Origin of the sequence: Pseudoalteromonas neustonica, from assembly GCF_001653135.1 — a bacterium.
Lineage (GTDB): Bacteria > Pseudomonadota > Gammaproteobacteria > Enterobacterales > Alteromonadaceae > Pseudoalteromonas > Pseudoalteromonas neustonica.
Map to the genome: position 1 here is coordinate 144,998 of NZ_BDDS01000006.1, position 19,199 is coordinate 164,196.

A 19,199-nucleotide genomic window follows, 5' to 3' on the forward strand; every position below is an offset into this window, starting at 1 on the left:
ACTCAGAAAAGCTTTCTACTGTTATTTAAATCTGTCAAAAATACGAAAAAATGCATCATCAGCTTTTTTAGACATAATCTCAAATGGTGATCTTTTTTTGTATTTTATACACCTAAACATCACCAAGTATAAGACCAAAGCTATGGCAATGTTCGGCCATGCGTTAAGTTCCCACTGATACTTCCAAGATAAAGTTACAACCTCTGAAAAAGGTGATAAGTAAGAAAGTGGCCATTGATATCCATCAGGACCTTTAGATCCGATTAAGTCGCAAACTAGATGTAAATGAAATAACAAAAATGCCATACAAGCTACTTTAAACTTATTGATGCTAGCAGTTATATACGCAATGCACGTAACGAATAAGCAAAATCCTAAATTATGTAGCGAATGATGCCATTCACCCCACAAATTTGAGCTGTGCCCAGCCATCCTCAAAATTGGATCAATCAACAACCCAACACCGTCTATATCTGGAGCTATACCAGAAATCGTAATTATACGTCGCTCTCTCACCCTTCCCTTTATCAGGTTTGATGAAAGCCAACTCATTATAAAGTGACTGCTAGGGCTGATATCTATACTCCATTAATTTAGCGTACTAATAAAAAATCATTCGAATTTAATTACTTACCTAGCTCATTTATTAATATACATGGTGTAAGTAAATGTCACTTTATTATCCTTTGTATTATATGCAGATTCAGACACTTCAGCCTTAAGCAACGCTTTTTTCATACATCGAGCATGCATGCTTTTTTCTTCAAAATTCAGGAATTTAAGGTCATCTATCACTCCGTCTTTTGTAACATTAAACTCTAGTTCAGCGAATGTGTTAGTAACGCTGCATGCAGCAGGCATAGGGCAACGTAAATGTAAGAAATCGTGATTAAAAATAGCCGTTTTACTATTAACATAAATCACTTCAACTAAAGGAGCATTAAGCTTTACAATTGTGTAATCACTACATGATTTAATAACACCGTAATGAATAGGCAAAGCTAAAAAAAGACTCAACATGAAAACACCTTTATTCACCAAGCCAATTATATTTGGCATCTTTCACTATTTTATTAAATTCGGACAGGGTTATTTTCCCACTGGCTAAATCGTCCTCAGCAGGCCATACAATTTTTATGTATTTAGTTTCTATATCAGCAAGAATATAGCCTAATTTCCTTTCTGTTATTTTGTCATTATGAAAGTGCTGCATTGCTAATTTTTTATTCCACCGTTGACCTTCAGGCGGATCTGGTAATGTAAAATCGAGGGTGAGCAATCTTTTATCCGAGATTATATATCCTTTTGCAACAGCATCTTCTGCACATTCATACAAAACATAATCAATCGAATCGTGTAGGCCATAAAAATGCCAATCAAAACCTGCTGTACATCCGCCGACTATATTGCCTTTATCGTCATTTATATCGATAGTTCTTTGCGCACATCCCGAAATAAACAATAAACTAACGATGATCGTGAACAAGCTTTTGTACATATAAGCCTCTTACAAGAAAATATTAACAGTCAATAATTTCAATAGATTAACAGCCAATAATTTGCATCTCAACTGCATTTCATATTTAGTGTTTTAAACTCAAAAAAAGCCAAAGGGGTAAGGCGCTGTTTCACTCAGGTATTTATTTTTGCTTTTATACACTTAAAAAATCACTGCCTCTTACTTTTAAACCGTATTTTTATTGATAGGCCTGGCGACATGCGTTGTGCCTCAATGGTGCCTTGCTGCGCTAGAACGAGTTCATTAACCAGTGCGAGCCCGATCCCAGTTCCTTGTGTTGAGCGTGTTAGTTCTGAACCTCCTCGATAAAATAATTCAAAAATTTTACGTTCTTGTTCAGCACTAACCCCATCACCATAATCACGAAATTCTATCACGATGAAATCTTTATTTTTAGGATCCGGTTTAAAATGAATATCTATTTTCTTACGTGTGTAATCTTGTATTTTATCGCTATCAAAGAACTTAATGGCATTATCGGTTATGTTAATAACCACTTGCGAAAATGCATCTAGATCAACTAAGAGTAATGCTCTTTCAGGTTGTTCAAACTCACTCGAAATGTTTATTTTAAAGTCGCTTTTAATTAATAAAGACGACACTTTTGATTCAATCATGTCGATTAAAATACTGAGTTTGGTGTAGTGCGCTTCAACACTATGTTGTGGTTGATTAAGCTTTGAAAGTTGCAATATATTATCGATTAAACGAGAGAGCCGTTCACTCTCGCTGTGTATAAAGTCGTAATAATCTAACTTATACTGTTCTGATGGCACCATGCCTGACTTTAGCATTTCTGAATACATGCGGATTGATGTTAAAGGTGTCTTAAGCTCATGACTCACTGAGGAAACAAAGTTTAGCTGCTGCTCTGCAAGCTTTAGTTGTTTGACCCCTAAACGGTAAAAGCCATAACAGCCAATGACAATGCCAAGCATCAGCAGCATCATTAAACCCAGATTATAAGTGGCAGCTGTGGGTAAAATAAATTTTGAGGTTGAATAAGTAAGCTGATGGTCTTTAAAAGGCCACCTTAATTCATGGCTGTTTATGGCCCGTTGACTATACACAGATGATAATTGCATTGGCTGGGTTATAGTTGCCTGAGTGATAGTTGCTTGGCTTTGCGCGTTCCCCTGATAAATAAAGTAGGCTTCACCTGAGCCCGTTAACGTAGACTTTAATGTAATGGCTATCGTGTTGTTAAACTGCACTGTCGTTAGCATTCTTTTAACTTGATTGTTTAAGTATGCGCTTACATCGATGACATAACCTTGTAACTTTTGAATGTTATTTACATGAACAACGCGATAAAAAACAAGGTGTCCGGGTACATCCGATAATAAATGAAACTTCTCATTATTTACAGATAGTCTATTGTTAATGAGTGCTTTTAGTTCATTAGACTTGGCGGTTATTGTATATAATTTTGACACGAGGCTTTTACGTTTTATCGTCTCATCATCATCTTGAGCGGTTATTAAACTTTGGGTATCGCGTATAAAATCAGGCCAGACAGGGCTGTTAAAATTGCCATCTTGGTCAACTTGAAAATAACCTAAAAGTCCGTCATATCGAGTATTGTACTCTAGGCTTGAAAGAGGCGATTTTTCTTTGGTTACGTGTTTATTGTTCGGGTTATAAATATGTTGGTAGTAATCAAACGCGAGTGTGCTTAACGCGTTATCAAAAACCACTCGCTTAAATAACCGCAAGTTTAGCTGCGAGGTTATTTCTTCGGTTTTATCTTGATACTCGGTTAAAAGGTCTTTTTCAAATTGATAGTAACCTTTAATGAACACCATGCTAATTGGCGCTAATAAGAGAAACAAACAAACGAAGGTAAAACAACGCAGACGGTTAACACGCTGTTTGTAGCTTAATAATCGCTTATTTAAGAGCTGTGGCTTCATATTACGATTGTCGACTAAAAAGCTGATACCCTTCGCCTCTTAGGGTGACTAGATATTCAGGTGTTTTTGGGTCGCGTTCAATTTTTTTTCTTATTTTAGCGATGTGAATATCCACAGTACGGGTGTCTAGGCAGTCGGTTGATTTATATCCCCACACTTCTCTTAATAGTTCATCGCGTGATACGGGGGCTTTTTGCTGGTTTAAGTACGTTAAAATATTCACTTCTCGACGTGTATAGCGCACGGCTTGTTTATGAGATGTTCCCGTTAATTTTTGCATGCAAATACTCACATGCTTGCCAATATTGAGTTTGTTGTTATTGCTAGATAAGCCTGAGCGCCTGATTAAAGCCGTGACTCTTAATACTAATTCAGACGTTGAAAACGGTTTTGCCAAATAATCGTCAGCGCCTAAGGTAAGGCCATTAATAATATCTGCCTCTGTATTTTTTGCAGTCAGCATTAAAATAGGCTGAACTTGGGATTGTACTCTAATGGCATTGCATATCTCAAAGCCATTCATTGATGGCAGCATCACATCTAAAAGAATACAACTGTGTTGCTTTTCTAACGCGCGGCTTAATCCTTTTTTTCCATCCATTTCACTTTCAACATCAAAGCCATGAAATACAAATAGATCAGTTAAGCCACGTAATATACTCGGTTCATCTTCGATGATGAGCAGTGTTGGTTTAATATTCATATTATTGTTTTTTAAATCCTTCACTTATGCAATCTGGACTATATCACCCTTTTTAAACGTTATAATGCAAAGTTTTGTAAAACTTTTACTGCGTTAATTTTACCTTTTGTGCCTATTTGAAGGTGCTGAGACTGATTAAGATAACCCTGAATTAAATAACAGGGATCTAACAATGACAAACCGCGATACTCACCCAAATTTATTGTATAAGCGCTGTGCGTTATATCAGGCTATTTTATCCACCGTTTTGATTGGTGGCTCAAGTATGTTACTTGGGTTTTCAACCAGCAGTGCTGCAAGTGAACCCGTCGCCAATACGCAGCGGTATGAAGCGAGTTCCTTTATGGCGTTAGATCCTCAAACGTTATACGACATTTTAGAAAATACCCCCGGTGCAAATACCCTATTAAGTAAAATGAACAGCGCATCAGAAAGTCGCGGTTTTGGTTCGTCCGGCGATCAAATTTTGATAAACGGTAAACGTATGTCGGGTAAAGAAAATAATATTACGAAAGAGCTCAATAATATTCAGGCAAAGGATGTTGAGTACATTGAATTGATCCGCGGGACTCGCTCTGATTTAGATGTTCAAAGTAATGGATTAGTGATTAATGTGGTACTTAAACAAGATATAGATACATCTATTCTTTGGACACTGGGCACGGTTAAAACAGCTGATATAAAGCCATATACCACAGGTTCTTTGACTTACAGTGCAAGCAAAGGCAATTTAAAATATAGAGTTGGCTTAAACCACTACGTCAATACAACTGAAATAAGCTCAGAAGAAGTGTTTACTTCCCCAAAGCTAGTTGACACACAAACGAACGCCCGTGTCCGCGAGAATATATACAAAGCAAGCCAGCTATCAGCAAAACTAGAATATGTATATTCAGATAAAACCGCTATGCAACTCACAGCCATTTACGAAAAAATTAAAGTCGATGCACTCACTGCCAATGACAGTGAATTTTTAACCTCAGACACATTTGAAAGCAAAGTATTACAGTACGATTGGGGTAGAGATAAGTGGGAGGTAAGTGGCGATATTACCCATGATTATAATGATGCCCATCAGCTAAAACTGTTATTTATTAGTAATCAGGCGGATTCTGATGATAAAATTTGGCACCGTATTTTGCAAGATGGTAATGTATTTAAACCAAATTATAAGTTACCACGTATTTATACCTCAAAAGAAAATGTTCTACGTACCAATTGGCGTTTTAACCTTAATAAAAGCCATACTTTTGACTCTGGCTTTGAGGTGGCGATAAATCAGCTTAATGAAAATTTACAATTTATTCGTCAAACAGGCGCGGCTTATCACTCGACTGAATTGAATGATATTAAAGAAACACGTTATGAAGCGTTTAGTAATTATAACTTTGCCATTTCTCCTCAGTTAAACCTACAGTCGTCTTTGGTTTATGAACGCTCGACTATTAATGTAGCGACAGATTTATCCGTGATAGAGGAGACATTACAAAACGCAAAAAGTAACACAGCTCGCACATTTAACTACCTTAAACCACGCTTAAACCTGCGCTATGATTTTAATGATATTTACCAGATGCGTTTTAATTACCAACGAATAGTCAGTCAACTTGATCTTAAAGATTTTGTGCCAAGGTTTGATAGTTACGAGTCTCGCCTTGAAGAAACCAACCCTGATTTAAAACCCCAAGTGCGTGACGAGCTATCAATCGCGTTTGAAAAGCAGTGGCAATCGACCGATGGTAGTTTTATTGTGACGCCTTACTACCATAAAATAAGCGATTTAATAAATGAAGTGTTATTGGCTAAGCGCTCAGGTGACGGTAATATCGATAACGCTAAAGAGTATGGTATTGAGTTTGATACATACTTTGGATTAGAGGCGTTTGGACTAAATAACACCTTGATCAGTGCTAATTATACGTGGCGAGATAGTGAGGTGATCCATCCTTTTACCGCTGAAAAAGCCCCTATCGAGCGAGTCATTAAAAACACTTGGCAGGTAAAGCTAAACCAAAACGAAATTTTACCTGGGCTATCGATGAGTTTAACACTCGAAGATAAAAGCCGTTATATGTTTTACTATTATAACTATCAGGGCAATGTTGATACTAAAATCACTGCAAATGCCTTTATTGATTATCAAATATCGCAAAATTTAAAGTTGCGCTTCAAAGGTGATAACTTACTCAATGATAGGTACACCGTTAATAAAGCGCGCTATACAGGATTATTTACGCAAAGTCAGTATTTAAGGCAAGAGCAACGTGCAAATGAACGCGCACCTCGATTTTCATTAACCTTAACCGGCCAGTTCTAGGTTGGGTGTTTAGCACACTAATTATTTAGTCGTTAAAATGACAAAAATAGCATTGCTGCTTTTGTCATTTTTTACTGTTTAATTAGCATGCTAATTGAAGTTAGTTGAATGTAATCTACCAATTACATGCGCCAGCACTGAACTTTTTTATAAAAATACCGGCCTCTGTGCAGCGAAGCGCTTCTGTATTTTCGGTGGTGCAATTCACTTTAACCTTGGTGAAACACCATTCGCGGCTAAAGCCTACTCCTACGACCTGACTCCTACGAAAAAACTAATGGGGTCAAAATTGGAACTCAGTGATGATTGAGCCATCCATAAAAATAAATTCACAACGAGTATTCAACAATCTCGTTAGAAGATAACAAATAAATAGGGGGTATTACGCGAAACTGCAACTTAACCCTATTATTTAAGGTAGAAAGCACTCTGTTCTTGGCTTCATAATTACTGAGCAACCGCTCATAACTCAAAAACGGTAGTCTATTTTCATCAACGTATTTTTCTAAGAAGTATAATTAATTTGTTACATCTCTATCATTAAAATGAACATATGAATAATCAACACATAAAGCGATCATTTACCTGCTTTTTTAAATTCTAATGGGCCTTTTTTCCCTCCTGATGTGTAATGCCCTGTGAGCATTGTACCGTCTTCAGAAATCGTTAACGTATGCATACCTTCGGTAGTCCAACCTGGTATTTTCTGAGTTACTTTTACTTTATATTCAATCGTATTACCTGTACGAGTGCCTATACCGTATTCAACTAAAGGCAACCCTTTAAACTCAACGTAATGCGTTACGTATATTAATTCAGCGTCTTGGGATATGATCATGTGACCATTACTAAAATTGCTGTTATTTACATCCTCCCAGAGCCCATTGACGTTTAGAGAATGCAATTTTTGAGCTTGAATTGGCAAGCTTATAGTGGTGATGAGAATACAAAATACAATAAATGACGTAAATTTTACCAACGTTAATTCCCTTTAAGTTTAACTCTAATTCATTGTTAACAATCTATCTTTTGCAGGTATTCAATGCAATTAAAAATCCCTATACAATCACATTATTGCAAGCAAAACCTAGCAATATAAGAATACTAATCGATTGTTATAAATCAGATTTACATAATCCGTAAATATAGTCATCAACATATTCCCCCTTGATTATAACGTTTTGTTTTAAACAACCTTCGCGAATAAAACCGTTTTTTTCTAATAGCTTGTACGAATTAGAATTACCAACTGAACAGGTAGCCACTAATTTATTGAGGCCTAGCTCGAGTAAAGCAAAGTGTTTAATTAAGTTTAATGCCTCGCTAGCAAACCCCCTTCCCTGAGCACTTGGTTTGATCATAAAACCGACCTCTGCAATACGTGCTTCATGACTCGTAATTTTAAGGCCAATATTACCAAGCTTTTCACCCGTTGTAACTTCGGTGATACCAAGCGATAACCAGCCATCACTGTCCATAGTCCAAGGGCGTGATTTGGCAATAAATGCATCGTTAGCTTGTTCAAAAGTACATGGGTCATACACATGTTCCATCATCGCTGATGACATTGATATTTCAATAAATAAATCTAAATCAGACTCATCCAACGGTAATAGTTTTATTCTTGCCCCAGCTATGTACATGCAGCGTCCTTCGGGTTTACTTTTATTGGTACCAAACCATAGCCGAGTTCCTATTATGGTTCAATTTTTTAGTGTAAGTCATGGGTGCCTCTGATTTCATGTTTTTATAGGTGAATGTTTTATAGGGGGATGTTTTTATAAAAGCACATAGAGTGAGTTTTGCTATCTTTTTAAAAGTAAAATACTAGGGCGTGTTGACCTTTGTGGATTGAAATTTGTTCGATCTAGGGGCGATTTAATCGCGGCGCGAGGTTTGTAACCTAGCGGGCTAAGTAAAAACCGAGCAACAAAGAGTTAATCGCCCCTAGGAAGAACCCTTTGGGCAGCGCATGTTTGGCATTTATACTGCGTTATCGCCTATTTATGGGGAACAACCACACACCATAGGCGCTGCCTTGCCTAAATACCAAACATACTGCTGCAAAATCAATCACGAAAGGTCAACACGCCCTAGCAACAAAATAACTTAAACTCGGAACTTTAATTGGCATCTATACCCACACTAAGCGCATAACCGTGCTTATTAAATATACTGTTATTTTTGAGTGTTGAAATTCAATCTTACTTCCTTTGTTGGTTATGATCATCTACAGTGGGTTGTTCGTAATGTTCTTTATACCCTAATTTGTACAACCCATGTTTAAGGAGTTTTTATGAGTAACAGCGAAGACTATACACCACCCACAGTATGGCAATGGGATGCTGACAATGGCGGCGAGTGGGCTAAAACCAATCGCCCTATTGCTGGAGCAACCCACCAACAAGAGTTACCCGTAGGTGAGCACCCTCTACAGCTGTATTCTCTAGCAACCCCTAATGGTCAAAAAGTTACCATTATGCTCGAAGAGTTATTAGAGCTTGGTTTAACTGATGCAGAGTACGATGCGTTTTTAATTAAAATTGGCGAAGGTGACCAGTTTGGTTCTGGGTTTGTAAGTGTGAACCCTAATTCAAAAATTCCTGCTCTTATGGATCACACCACAACTCCTAGCACACGCGTGTTTGAGTCTGGGGCTATTTTGCAGTATTTGGCTGAAAAGTTTGATGCACTCGTGCCGAGCGATCACACCAGTAAAGCTGAATGTCGTAATTGGCTATTTTGGCAAATGGGATCTGCGCCCTACTTAGGCGGTGGTTTTGGCCACTTTTACGCGTACGCACCGCATAAAATGCAATACCCTATTGACCGTTTTACTATGGAAGTTAAGCGCCAGTTAGATGTGTTAAATCGCCATTTAAGCGATCACGATTATATGGCTGGTAGCGAGTATTCTATTGCCGATATTGCGATTTGGCCTTGGTATGGCTCTTTGGTATTGGGCAATTTATATGACGCTGCTGAATTTTTAGATGTTGAGTCATACACACATGTAATGCGCTGGGCTAAACAAATTGAACGCCGCCCAGCAGTTAAACGTGGCCGCCGAGTTAACCGTGTATGGGGGCCCGATGAGGAGCAACTCGCACAGCGCCATAGTAAAGATGACTTTTAGTAGAGTGTAGCTAATACCCATACAATGCGCTTGAGCTCAATAAGCCACGCGCATTTACGCTATATACCCAAACCACCTCAAGATGCACTTTCAGTTGGAGTTAAAAGCAATTTAGGCAAGGCATTGATTGCAAATAATGGTTGTTCCCTTGTTAAAATCATTCCCTTATAAAAGTAACGCAGTATAAATCGCTTTTAAACCAACCCCTTGGGCGTTTCACAGGCGCTTACTCTCATCGTTGTTACTTTTTAAAAGGGACTGCCATTGTTGCAAAGTAACGCCTTGATATTAAACACCTGTGAAACGCTGAAGTCTGCATATTGAGGTGGCTTGGGTATACTCTAAACAGTGTGCGCATCAATTGATGCGTTTTTTACTTGTATCATCAGTATTACCCGCCCTAAAAACACACAGCTAAATAACCCATAAAGCGCACTAATTGTAGCCATAAACGCCATGCTATTGGTGATCGGTACACCATGAGGTTAATGCACTTTGAGTTACTAACATTTATAAGCAAAGATAAATTAACATCTTCAAACAATTACTTACAAAATATTTGTTGTACCAAACCGTGCTTTTGTTAGCATTTAAGGCCAAAGCTTAAACACAATAATTACAATACGTTTACAAGGAATTGAAAATGCTTAAAACAACGGCTGCTTTAACACTACTCGCCTTTAGCCCATTATTACTTGCAAGCCAGCAGCTTGTGATTAAAACCACAGAACAATTAATAACGACTGACTCTTCAGTGCTTTTTGCCTACAACTCGGAACAGAATCAATTAGCCAAAATTGATATTGAAAACACTGAAAACTATGTGCTAACAGTACCCGATAACGCGCTTGGTTTTGACGTTGCAAAACTTGCGAATACACCGCACCCGCAAGCACTTATTTTAACTGCCGATGGCGTATATATTAGCCAAAAAGAACACAGCACATTGTTATTCAAATATACCTCAGTTTTAAATCGATTAACCAGTGATAAGCTTAATAAGGTTAGCTTTGTTGTTGATGTAAATCTTGATGGCCTGAGTGATATTTTACTGCCCGATATTGAAACCAGTACGGTTTACATTCAAGATCAGCTTGGTAAATTTACCCCTCATACCTTTAAAAAAGAGTCCTTGTTTAATGGTCAGTTTAACGACAACCATTTAACTCTTGATATTGATATAAGCACCGCCCCTACAACGATTGATATAAACCGCGATGGCTATGTTGATTTAGTGTTTAAAAACGCACAAAGTGCCCGTGTTTTATTTGCCACAGAGCAAGGCTTTGCAAGTAAGGTTACGCCACTGACATTACCAGTAAGCATTGGTAAAATGGATGACGGCAGCAAAGTAACAATCAATCATTTTGCTGATATAAATCACGACAGCTATTTAGACTTTATTATTGCCCAAATGCCTAAAACGAAAGGCATGGATGCGCTTGATGCGACAGTCACTCGTAGCCTTTATTTAGGCCAAGCGGATGGTAGCTTTAGCAACCCTATAAGCTTACCGAACACCAGCGCCATGGGTGAGTTAATATTTGAACATGATTTAGATAACGATGGTTTAATTGACTTACAGCGGTTAGATGTTGATTTTGGCTTTGGGACCATTGCTTCTATGGCTATGGGCGGCGGTGATACCGACGTAGATATTGATTTCTCATTTTTTAAACAGTTAAATACAGGTAACTTTTCAGAGAAACCAAACGCAGACTTCGAAGTTGAAGCCCCGCTTTCTATGTCAAATTCAGGCCCTGTAGAGCCTCTTAAATTAGCCGATATAAACGGCGACGGGTACATTGATGCGGTTTATAGATACAATAAAAAAACCTTAGGCATTTATTACGGTGAGCAAAACAACTTGTTTGCTTCAAAACGTAAAAAAATCAAACACGCGTTACCAACACACCCAAGAGATATTTTATTGGTTGATTTAAATAACGACTCTAAACACGATTTTGTATTTAAATTTACTGAAGAAGATGGCACCAGTAAAATAACCACTCTGATAAGTAAGTAGCTTATATACCCAAATCACCTCAAGATACAGAATTCAGCGTTTCAAAGGGGCTTAATATCAAGGCGTTACTTTGTAAGAATGGCAGTCCCTTTTAAGAAGTAACAACGCAGAGAGTAAGTACCTGTGAAATGCCCTGCGGGTTGGTTTAAAAGCGATTTATACTGCGTTACTTTTATAAGCAGATTGATTTATAACAAGGGAATAACCATTCTCTGCAATGTCTTGCCTAAATCGCTTTTAACGCCAACTGAAACTGCATCTTGAGGTGGCTTGGGTATAGATATACAGCAAAGTGCATAAACGCACTTTGCTGTAACGTGAACTTAAATTACACGCATCACTAAATTGCTTTAAAAGTTAATATTTAACTTAATGTAGCCTCTTCTACCAAGTAAATCATACGTCATCACATCTGTATTAGCGTCGTTCCATGAGGTTAAAAAGGGAGCTTTTTTATCAAAGATGTTGTCTATCCCCATGCTGATAGATGTATCTTGAGTTATAAAGTAACGCCCTTGAACATCACTGTAGGTAACACTTTCAACCGCGCGGCCAATTGGCCCACCGCCATTTACATCACGCGCACCACCAATGTAACGCATAGCATAATGTGCTGACCACGCATCCGCTTTTACAGTGATCCCTAAATTAGCGCGCCATTTTGTATAACTGCCTTGGTCTTCAGTAATGTAGCCTAACAGGCTTTGCGTTGCTTGCCCTGCAAAAGGCGTGTTTTCATGCTTGAGTAACCGCGTGGCATCTAACTCAAACTGGCTGCTTAAACCAAAAATATCAGCGGTGTAACGTGTATTAAAATCAACCCCACTAACCGTTTCAAACGCAGCATTGACTGGGCGCTGACTCAATGAATTTATTTGCCCCGTTACGGCGTGGCGTGTAAAAGTATTACAGTAAGCGCTGTAAAGCGCTGGGTTGGTGTAACACAACTTCAAGGTGTCAGAGCCATTAACCGAGGTAATAGCGTCTTTTACGTCTATATCAAAGTAATCGAGTGTAGTCGATAACCCGTCAATAAAGTGCGGCTGCCAAACTAGACCTAGTGTAAGTGTGTCTGCCGATTCAGGTTTTACATCTGGGTTTCCACCGACTGAAGTTCGTACCGTTGTGCCATCTTGTGCAAAATCAGTAGGGAGCCCGGCGGCTAAACAATTAACCGCAATTGCGCCAGTTGCGTTTTCACAGGGATCGATAGTTCGAAGGTTCTCCGCATTTGTGCCACCAAATAACTCGGTTATCACCGGCGTTCTAAATGCTGTTGATTTAACACCACGAAGCATTAAGTCATCCGTAATTTGCCATGTAAGCCCGAGCTTATAAGTCAGTTTATTGCCAAAGGTACTGTAGTCTGAGTAGCGTGTTGCTAAGTTTGCTTCAAGGCTTTCAAACAATGGGATGGCAAGCTCAATAAAAGCTTCATTTACATCATAGTCACCATTAATACTGTCTTCTCCACCATTGGCAAGAACCGTTGAATCAGGATTTCGCCAGCCGCTTTCTTCACGCCTTTCAAGCCCAGCGGCAAAGGCCAATGTACCTGCGGGTAACTCAGTGATGTCACCCGATAAGTTAAATGCCAATGATTTTAATTGGTTGCCACCATTGCCTTCACGGCGATACTTTACGTAATCAATCACTTCATTACTTAATTCACCAACACCAAACCAGTCGCCACACGGAATGGCAGCACCAGGAGTATAACTGCATACTGTATCATCTAGCGTTTGTGCGACCTTGGCTTTATCTTGATCAAACGTCCAGCCGTCAGTGCCAGTGTTACGTCCATAGTTATAAGCAACTTCCCACTGCCAATCATTTGCTAATGTGCCATCAAACCCAATAACAATACGCGCTGTGTTTGTTTCTTGAAAAAAATACGGCGCACCAAGCTCTACATTACGCCTACGAGTTAGCTCTAAGTCTTGCCCTGTTGGGTTATAAGCAAACTCTTTAGAGACCTTAATACCGCTAATACTGCGTGGTGTCACTATTTGCTCTGATTGGCGATTACTATATTGCGCTTCTGTAAAAAAGTTTATGTTACTTGTCAGTTGGTAATTGAGGTTAGTCGATAGGTTAATACGTTGGCTTGGGTTTACTGCATTTAAATAAGGGATCCACGTAAAACCGTGTTTTGCTATATCATACGCTTCAAAACTATTACCATCACCTTGCGGATCTTGATTAAATTGCACACTGCTGCCATCAGCCAATAGTGCTCGCCCACCAGCGGTTGTTGCACTGCCAAAACAATTTAATTGGCTACTGCCATCTGCATTTACTTTCTCATTTTTAGCGCAGTCTATACGGTCTGACTGCCTTACTGCCTCGGTATTTATATAGCTCGCACTAAAAACAAAATGGCCGCGATCAAACTCACCGCCTACATTAAAGCTAATTTCTTGGCTTTGCCCGTCACCTTCATCCCCAGCGCCTAACTTTGCAGTAAATTCAGCACCATCTAATTGCGTTTTAGTGATGATATTAACCACACCGGCAACAGCGTCAGCGCCATAAATGGCAGATGCGCCATCTTTTAGTACTTCTACGCGTTCAATAATTGAGGTTGGGATCATATTTAAATCAACCGCACTATTGGCTCCCGTACCACCGTTTACAATTCGTCGCCCATTTAATAATACTAGCGTGCGTTTAATCCCCATACCGCGCAAGTTTACCTGTGCCGATCCATATCCTCCACTTGTCCAATAGGCATTGGTCGCATTACCCGCAACGCCCGCTGAAAACGACATGCGTTGCAATAAATCTTCAACATTTACAATGCCTGTTTGAGCAATTTGTGTTGCGTCAATCACGGTTACAGGACTGGCTGTTTCAAAATCAGTGCGTTTGATGTGTGAGCCGGTCACATTAATGCGCTCAATATTATCGGTCATTTCATTTGCTAAAGTATGCGATGTGGCTAATGCGGTAGCGATGGCGCAAAAGGCCATAGGGTTATTCATGTGTACTGCCTATTAAAAATTTTATTATTAAAAATAGGAGCTTATGATATAGACTTTGCTGTTTTTGAAAATGCGACAAATTGTCGCAGTGCGAGGGCGTGTTGACCTTTGTGGATTGAAATTTGTTCAATCTAGGGGCGATTTAATCGCGGCGCGAGGTTTGGAATCAAGTGGGCTAAGTAAAAATCGAGCAAAGCTTCCGCGTCCTGCTCATGCCCCTAGGAAGAACCCTTTGGGCAGCGCATGTTTGAAATTTATACTGCGTTATCGCCTATTTATGGGGAGCAACCACATTACGCAGGCTCTGCCTTGCCTAAATACCAAACATGCTGCTGCAAAATCAATCACGAAAGGTCAACACGACCTAATATTTATTCGATTAAAAGTTGCTGTTCATAAAAAGGGACTGCAAATATTATTCAGCAATGCCTAAGAAGTCGCCTGAAATTAAATGCAATACTATGCCCATGCTAGCTAATCGCCTCCTCCTCCACAGCCACTCCCACAGCTACTTGATGAATCACCCGACGATCCGCTGCATCCAGATGAACACCCTATATGTGTCGCACAATAATCATTGCCATAATTTGGAGAATTCTGATCATGGCAATTTAATGAGTAAAAAAAACCATCTTCGATTTTTAACTGGGCATCAATAGCAAAGAGTGTAGGTAAACGACGAGGGGATTTAGGGTTAATATTTTCAAAAAAGCACGCTAACCGCCACGCTCTTTTAATACCATCTTGAGCCGTAGTTTGCGACTTCATTGCCTCTGTGGGTGTGTGATGTAAAAATCTACCTAATCCTTTTTTACAAAAGGTTTCATAGTTTTTTGTAAATAAAATAAACTGATGCCAAGCCACATCAACCACTTGAGATGGCATTGCCACAGGCTTTGATTTAGCTTTATCTGCAATTAGAAAGAAGGATTTAAGTGCCTCTAAAGCTAATTCAACCTGCTTATCATTTAAATGAGGGTAAGTCGTTTTAACATGGTGTTTTATTGAGCTAGGAAATTCAAATGATGTGATAAACTCAATTCTTTTTTTATGTCTATTATTAAAAAGAATAGCTAAAAGAATAATTACAATAACAACACATAAAATAGCAGAACCCATATAGAACCGAACTCCAAAAATCAAATTAATATAACGAACCATTGAGTGACTCGTGAGTGTTTTATTTTTATTAGTACATCAACCATATCTGAGTTGACTTTTTGATTCAATCGTTTAAAAAAAACTCTATTTTGGAGGCGAAGGCGGGCCTGGTGGAGCCTTTTTCGCTGACTCAAAACTAACGAGCTCTGTTAATTTATAATCTTTCCAATTAGCGCAAAAAATCATGTTTGATCGATCTTTTTTTGTTGTATTGTAAGATAGAGAAATTTCGATTTGATCAATATGCTTGTTAGCTACTCTTACGTAAGATTGATAGTAATCACCAATATAACTACGAGATTCTCTTATATCTAAGCTAACTTCAAATTCACCTTCCACACTCGCTGTAATATTACTTAAAAATGCATCACCTTTTTGTATTGGCGATAATATTTCAAATTCTCTAAGTGCTTGTAGGCTATTACTCTGAGCTTCAAATTCAACAGCAAAAGGTAAAAATTCTTTTTGTTCCTTACCACATGCAAAAATGTTTAAGCTAAAAAAGAACAATAATCCTAAAAGTCTGCACATATATTTTCCTTAATAAATCACGAGACTGAAGCTCTTCAAAAGCAGCTCGATTTTGTTTATACATAATTGGGGGAGTTCGTAATATAGCATCGTGTAACCTATACGCTATTAAAACAGTCTTAGAAAACGATCCGCTTTCCCCACGATATCATGGAAGCAGGCCTTGTTAACTGTTAACAAGCACGGTGTTTCCAGTCAAATTGCACAATATTAACCTTTTGATTAGTAGTACCATCCCACTCTAAAGTGAACCCTGCTCTTTGTAACTCTTGCTGAATAGTTTGCGCTACTTTAATTTTTTCAGGTACATCGCCATCAACGTGCTCATAAGCGAGCATTAAACCACCGCCAGAAACAGCTCTTTCTAGATCTTGACCATGATAGAAGCAATAGCCAAAGAATGCCCCCTTCGGGTAAGCCATCAATTCTTCCATTGAATCGTCATGTCCATCAGAGATCGTATAGCCCGCATTATGTAAGCAGTGAATACCATTACGATTAAGTGCTTGAAAAACACTTTCTAACCGATCTGCATCTGTAACTTGAGGTCAATGTTTTTCAGCTTCAAACTTTTTCTTAAATTCAATACTTACGAATTCACGAAGCACCCTTTCATCAGCGTCCTCTTCAAATAAATCAGAAATAATCCCTTGAATTTCATCTGGCGTATCAAAACCGCCCCAAACATGAGTCTTAATAGTATCTAATATATATTGATTCACTTCATTCATGTTATTTCCCTTTAACAAAATAAATACAGGCGTAGTTATTGATAATTTGTTAGAACGCTAATCTTTATACTTGAATTCAAGAACTAATAACGTCTTCTCAAAGCTCACTTTCAACTTTTTAAGATGATAGATTACACTTTATATACTCGGCCGATTTAATTCAAATATACTCTGCGTTGTGGCAAAATAATCTCCGCCTAATTTACCAACGGCATTCAAAGCTATGGGGTTGATATAACCGTCAGTTAATACACGCTCATCAATGTAAATTCCCACAATGTCTAATAGCATCATTTGTCCGCCGCTGGGCTCTTTTGAAATAGAGATTACTTCACGTAGCGTACACTCATAACGTACTTTGGCAGCTTTTACACTTAATGGCTGCACATATTTACTAGTCTCTGAGGTAATACCAGCCGCTTCAAACTCACTCACATTTGTTGGGTAATTTGCGCAACTTTGATTCATTTTTTCAACAAGTTTATGGCTAACAATATTCACCACACATTGCTTAGTGGCTAATAGATTACTTAGGGTGTCTTTATTACTTTTATCACTGGGGTTTACTTGTGTCACACTTAACACTGGCGGGTTAACACTGGCGACGGTAAAAAATGAATATGGTGCAATATTGTCAACTCCAGTTTCACTTACCGTACTTATCCACGCAATCGGCCGTGGCGTGATCCCGCCAACCAGCTTACTGTAAACACTTTTTTGCTCTAATGGATCAGTTAAATCAAAATACACCATCACCTCTTTAAAAATTAAATTTAACGTACTAATAAACGTGTTTTTACTTTGTTACGTATTGAACTCAAAGTAAATAAAAATGACTGTATTGGCACATTATTTTATGACACATTCTTTATATTGGTTTACCCATGATTTGCGGCTCAACGACAATCAGCTATTAAAATTAGCCTGCGAGCAAAAGACACCATTGAGTTTTGTGTACTGCGTTGACCCTAAATGGTTCAAAACTACCCGCTTTGCCAGCCAAACTATGGGCAAATACAGGTGGCAATTTTTAGTGAGCACTTTGCGTGATTTAGACGCCCAACTTAAAAGCTATGGGCAGCATTTAGTGGTTTATCATCAACCGGCTTATGAGGTTATTAGTCATTACTACCATCATCACAATGTGCGAACGCTTTATTGTAGTGAGCAAATTGGTTTTAATGAACGACAGTCACTATCTGCTATTGGTAACATATTTGATGACCTAAAAATAAACCAAGCAAATACTTTTACTTTATATGATGAACATCAACTGCCATTTTCAGGTAATGACCTCCCCGCAACATTTAGCAAATTTCGTAAAATAATAGAACATCACGAACCACAAATTCTTGCGCCAATTAATACCCCAACGTATTTGCCGCCGCCACTCATTGCCCCAATGCCATGGCCTAAGACATTACCAGAGATAAAAAAGTGGGCTGTATCTTCACAATTTATTGGCGGTGAGCAAGCTGCTATGGAGCACTTAAACCACTATTTTACTGGGGATGCTGCATCGAATTACAAGCAAACCCGTAATGCACTTGATGGGGTAGAAAATTCGACTAAATTTTCGCTATGGTTAGCTAATGGCAATCTATCTGTACGCCTAATTATTGCTGCGTTACACGATTACGAACAAAAACATGGCGCCAACGACTCCACCTATTGGATTTTCTTTGAGCTACTTTGGCGTGAATATTTTCAGCTTTACAGCGTGTGCTACGGTAAAAAACTATTTTCATTTAAAGGCATTGGCAGCAAAAAACCGTTAACTAGCTTTTATTCACAACGGTTTAAACAATGGTGTCTAGGCACCACGCCCTACCCTATTGTCAATGCGTGCATGAAACAGCTTAACCAAACGGGTTATATGTCTAACCGAGGTCGCCAGTTGGTAGCAAGTTGCCTTGTGCATGAGCTTAATCTAGATTGGCGTTTTGGGGCCGCTTACTTTGAACAGCAACTAATTGATTATGATGTAGCGGCAAATTGGGGCAACTGGCAGTACTTAGCTGGGGTTGGCGCAGACCCACGTGCTGGGCGTCATTTTAATTTAGCTAAACAAACGCAAATGTACGACCCTCACAATACCTTTATTAATCATTGGCGAGGAAATAATGTACAAAGCTTAGATTCTTCAGATGCCGCCGACTGGCCACTAAGTAGTTAACA

16 protein-coding genes and 1 pseudogene are annotated in these 19,199 nt (G+C 38.7%); 4 read left to right on the forward strand and 13 right to left on the reverse strand.

All coding sequences use genetic code 11. The features are described 5' to 3' along the window. Window positions 1-21 precede the first annotated feature (21 nt). The 5 genes from A7967_RS10880 to A7967_RS10900 form a co-directional block, all read right to left on the reverse strand. Window positions 22-552 carry a hypothetical protein gene (locus A7967_RS10880; RefSeq protein WP_082355606.1) on the reverse strand — a complete coding sequence of 177 codons (531 nt, stop codon included), beginning with the start codon at window positions 550-552 and terminating at the stop codon, window positions 22-24. A gap of 87 nt (window positions 553-639) precedes the next feature. Then, complete coding sequence (locus A7967_RS10885) at window positions 640-1,020, reverse strand: hypothetical protein (protein ID WP_054205091.1); 381 nt, start codon at window positions 1,018-1,020, stop codon at window positions 640-642. A gap of 10 nt (window positions 1,021-1,030) precedes the next feature. After that, on the reverse strand, window positions 1,031-1,498 hold the full coding sequence (locus A7967_RS10890) for a hypothetical protein (RefSeq protein ID WP_054205090.1): 468 nt from the start codon (window positions 1,496-1,498) through the stop codon (window positions 1,031-1,033). Window positions 1,499-1,668: 170 nt separating this feature from the next. Then, on the reverse strand, window positions 1,669-3,324 hold the full coding sequence (locus A7967_RS10895) for a sensor histidine kinase (protein WP_167349698.1): 1,656 nt from the start codon (window positions 3,322-3,324) through the stop codon (window positions 1,669-1,671). Window positions 3,325-3,433: 109 nt separating this feature from the next. After that, a complete protein-coding gene (locus A7967_RS10900) occupies window positions 3,434-4,135 on the reverse strand; it encodes a response regulator transcription factor (protein ID WP_054205088.1) in 702 nt (233 codons plus the stop codon). Between the two features lie 172 nt (window positions 4,136-4,307). Between A7967_RS10900 and A7967_RS10905 the strand changes: the two genes are divergently transcribed. Further along, window positions 4,308-6,452 carry a TonB-dependent receptor plug domain-containing protein gene (locus A7967_RS10905; RefSeq protein ID WP_054205087.1) on the forward strand — a complete coding sequence of 715 codons (2,145 nt, stop codon included), beginning with the start codon at window positions 4,308-4,310 and terminating at the stop codon, window positions 6,450-6,452. Between the two features lie 577 nt (window positions 6,453-7,029). Here A7967_RS10905 and A7967_RS23015 read toward each other — a convergent pair. Both A7967_RS23015 and A7967_RS10915 read right to left on the reverse strand, forming a co-directional pair. Further along, a complete protein-coding gene (locus A7967_RS23015) occupies window positions 7,030-7,290 on the reverse strand; it encodes a hypothetical protein (protein ID WP_152960585.1) in 261 nt (86 codons plus the stop codon). Between the two features lie 277 nt (window positions 7,291-7,567). Continuing rightward, a complete protein-coding gene (locus A7967_RS10915; protein WP_054205085.1) occupies window positions 7,568-8,095 on the reverse strand; it encodes a GNAT family N-acetyltransferase in 528 nt (175 codons plus the stop codon). A 653-nt stretch (window positions 8,096-8,748) separates the two neighbouring features. On the opposite strand from A7967_RS10915, the gene yghU reads away from it, so the two are divergent. After that, window positions 8,749-9,588: a glutathione-dependent disulfide-bond oxidoreductase gene (yghU, locus tag A7967_RS10920; RefSeq protein ID WP_054205084.1), complete on the forward strand. Its 840-nt coding sequence runs from the start codon at window positions 8,749-8,751 to the stop codon at window positions 9,586-9,588. 643 nt (window positions 9,589-10,231) lie between these two features. Beyond that, window positions 10,232-11,614 (forward strand): FG-GAP repeat domain-containing protein, encoded by a 1,383-nt coding sequence (locus tag A7967_RS10925; RefSeq protein ID WP_054205083.1) that lies wholly within the window; start codon window positions 10,232-10,234, stop codon window positions 11,612-11,614. 350 nt (window positions 11,615-11,964) lie between these two features. Here A7967_RS10925 and A7967_RS10930 read toward each other — a convergent pair whose 3' ends face one another. From A7967_RS10930 to A7967_RS10955, 6 genes and pseudogenes are all read right to left on the reverse strand, one after another. After that, entirely contained in the window at window positions 11,965-14,598 is a 2,634-nt protein-coding gene (locus tag A7967_RS10930; RefSeq protein WP_054205082.1) for a TonB-dependent receptor plug domain-containing protein, read from the reverse strand. Window positions 14,599-15,072: 474 nt separating this feature from the next. Beyond that, window positions 15,073-15,717 (reverse strand): glycine-rich domain-containing protein, encoded by a 645-nt coding sequence (locus tag A7967_RS10940; RefSeq protein WP_054205080.1) that lies wholly within the window; start codon window positions 15,715-15,717, stop codon window positions 15,073-15,075. Window positions 15,718-15,843: 126 nt separating this feature from the next. Continuing rightward, window positions 15,844-16,290, reverse strand: coding sequence for a hypothetical protein (locus tag A7967_RS10945; RefSeq protein ID WP_054205079.1), 447 nt, complete (start codon window positions 16,288-16,290; stop codon window positions 15,844-15,846). Window positions 16,291-16,463: 173 nt separating this feature from the next. Then, window positions 16,464-16,826 (reverse strand): annotated as a pseudogene (locus A7967_RS22355) (DUF6891 domain-containing protein); the annotation flags it as partial. A gap of 12 nt (window positions 16,827-16,838) precedes the next feature. Then, window positions 16,839-17,021: a DUF6891 domain-containing protein gene (locus tag A7967_RS22360; RefSeq protein WP_054205077.1), complete on the reverse strand. Its 183-nt coding sequence runs from the start codon at window positions 17,019-17,021 to the stop codon at window positions 16,839-16,841. A 138-nt stretch (window positions 17,022-17,159) separates the two neighbouring features. Then, a complete protein-coding gene (locus tag A7967_RS10955) occupies window positions 17,160-17,771 on the reverse strand; it encodes a flavin reductase family protein (RefSeq protein WP_054205197.1) in 612 nt (203 codons plus the stop codon). A 106-nt stretch (window positions 17,772-17,877) separates the two neighbouring features. Between A7967_RS10955 and A7967_RS10960 the strand changes: the two genes are divergently transcribed. Beyond that, window positions 17,878-19,197, forward strand: a complete 1,320-nt coding sequence (locus A7967_RS10960) for a DASH family cryptochrome (RefSeq protein WP_054205196.1) — start codon at window positions 17,878-17,880, stop codon at window positions 19,195-19,197. Window positions 19,198-19,199 lie beyond the last annotated feature (2 nt).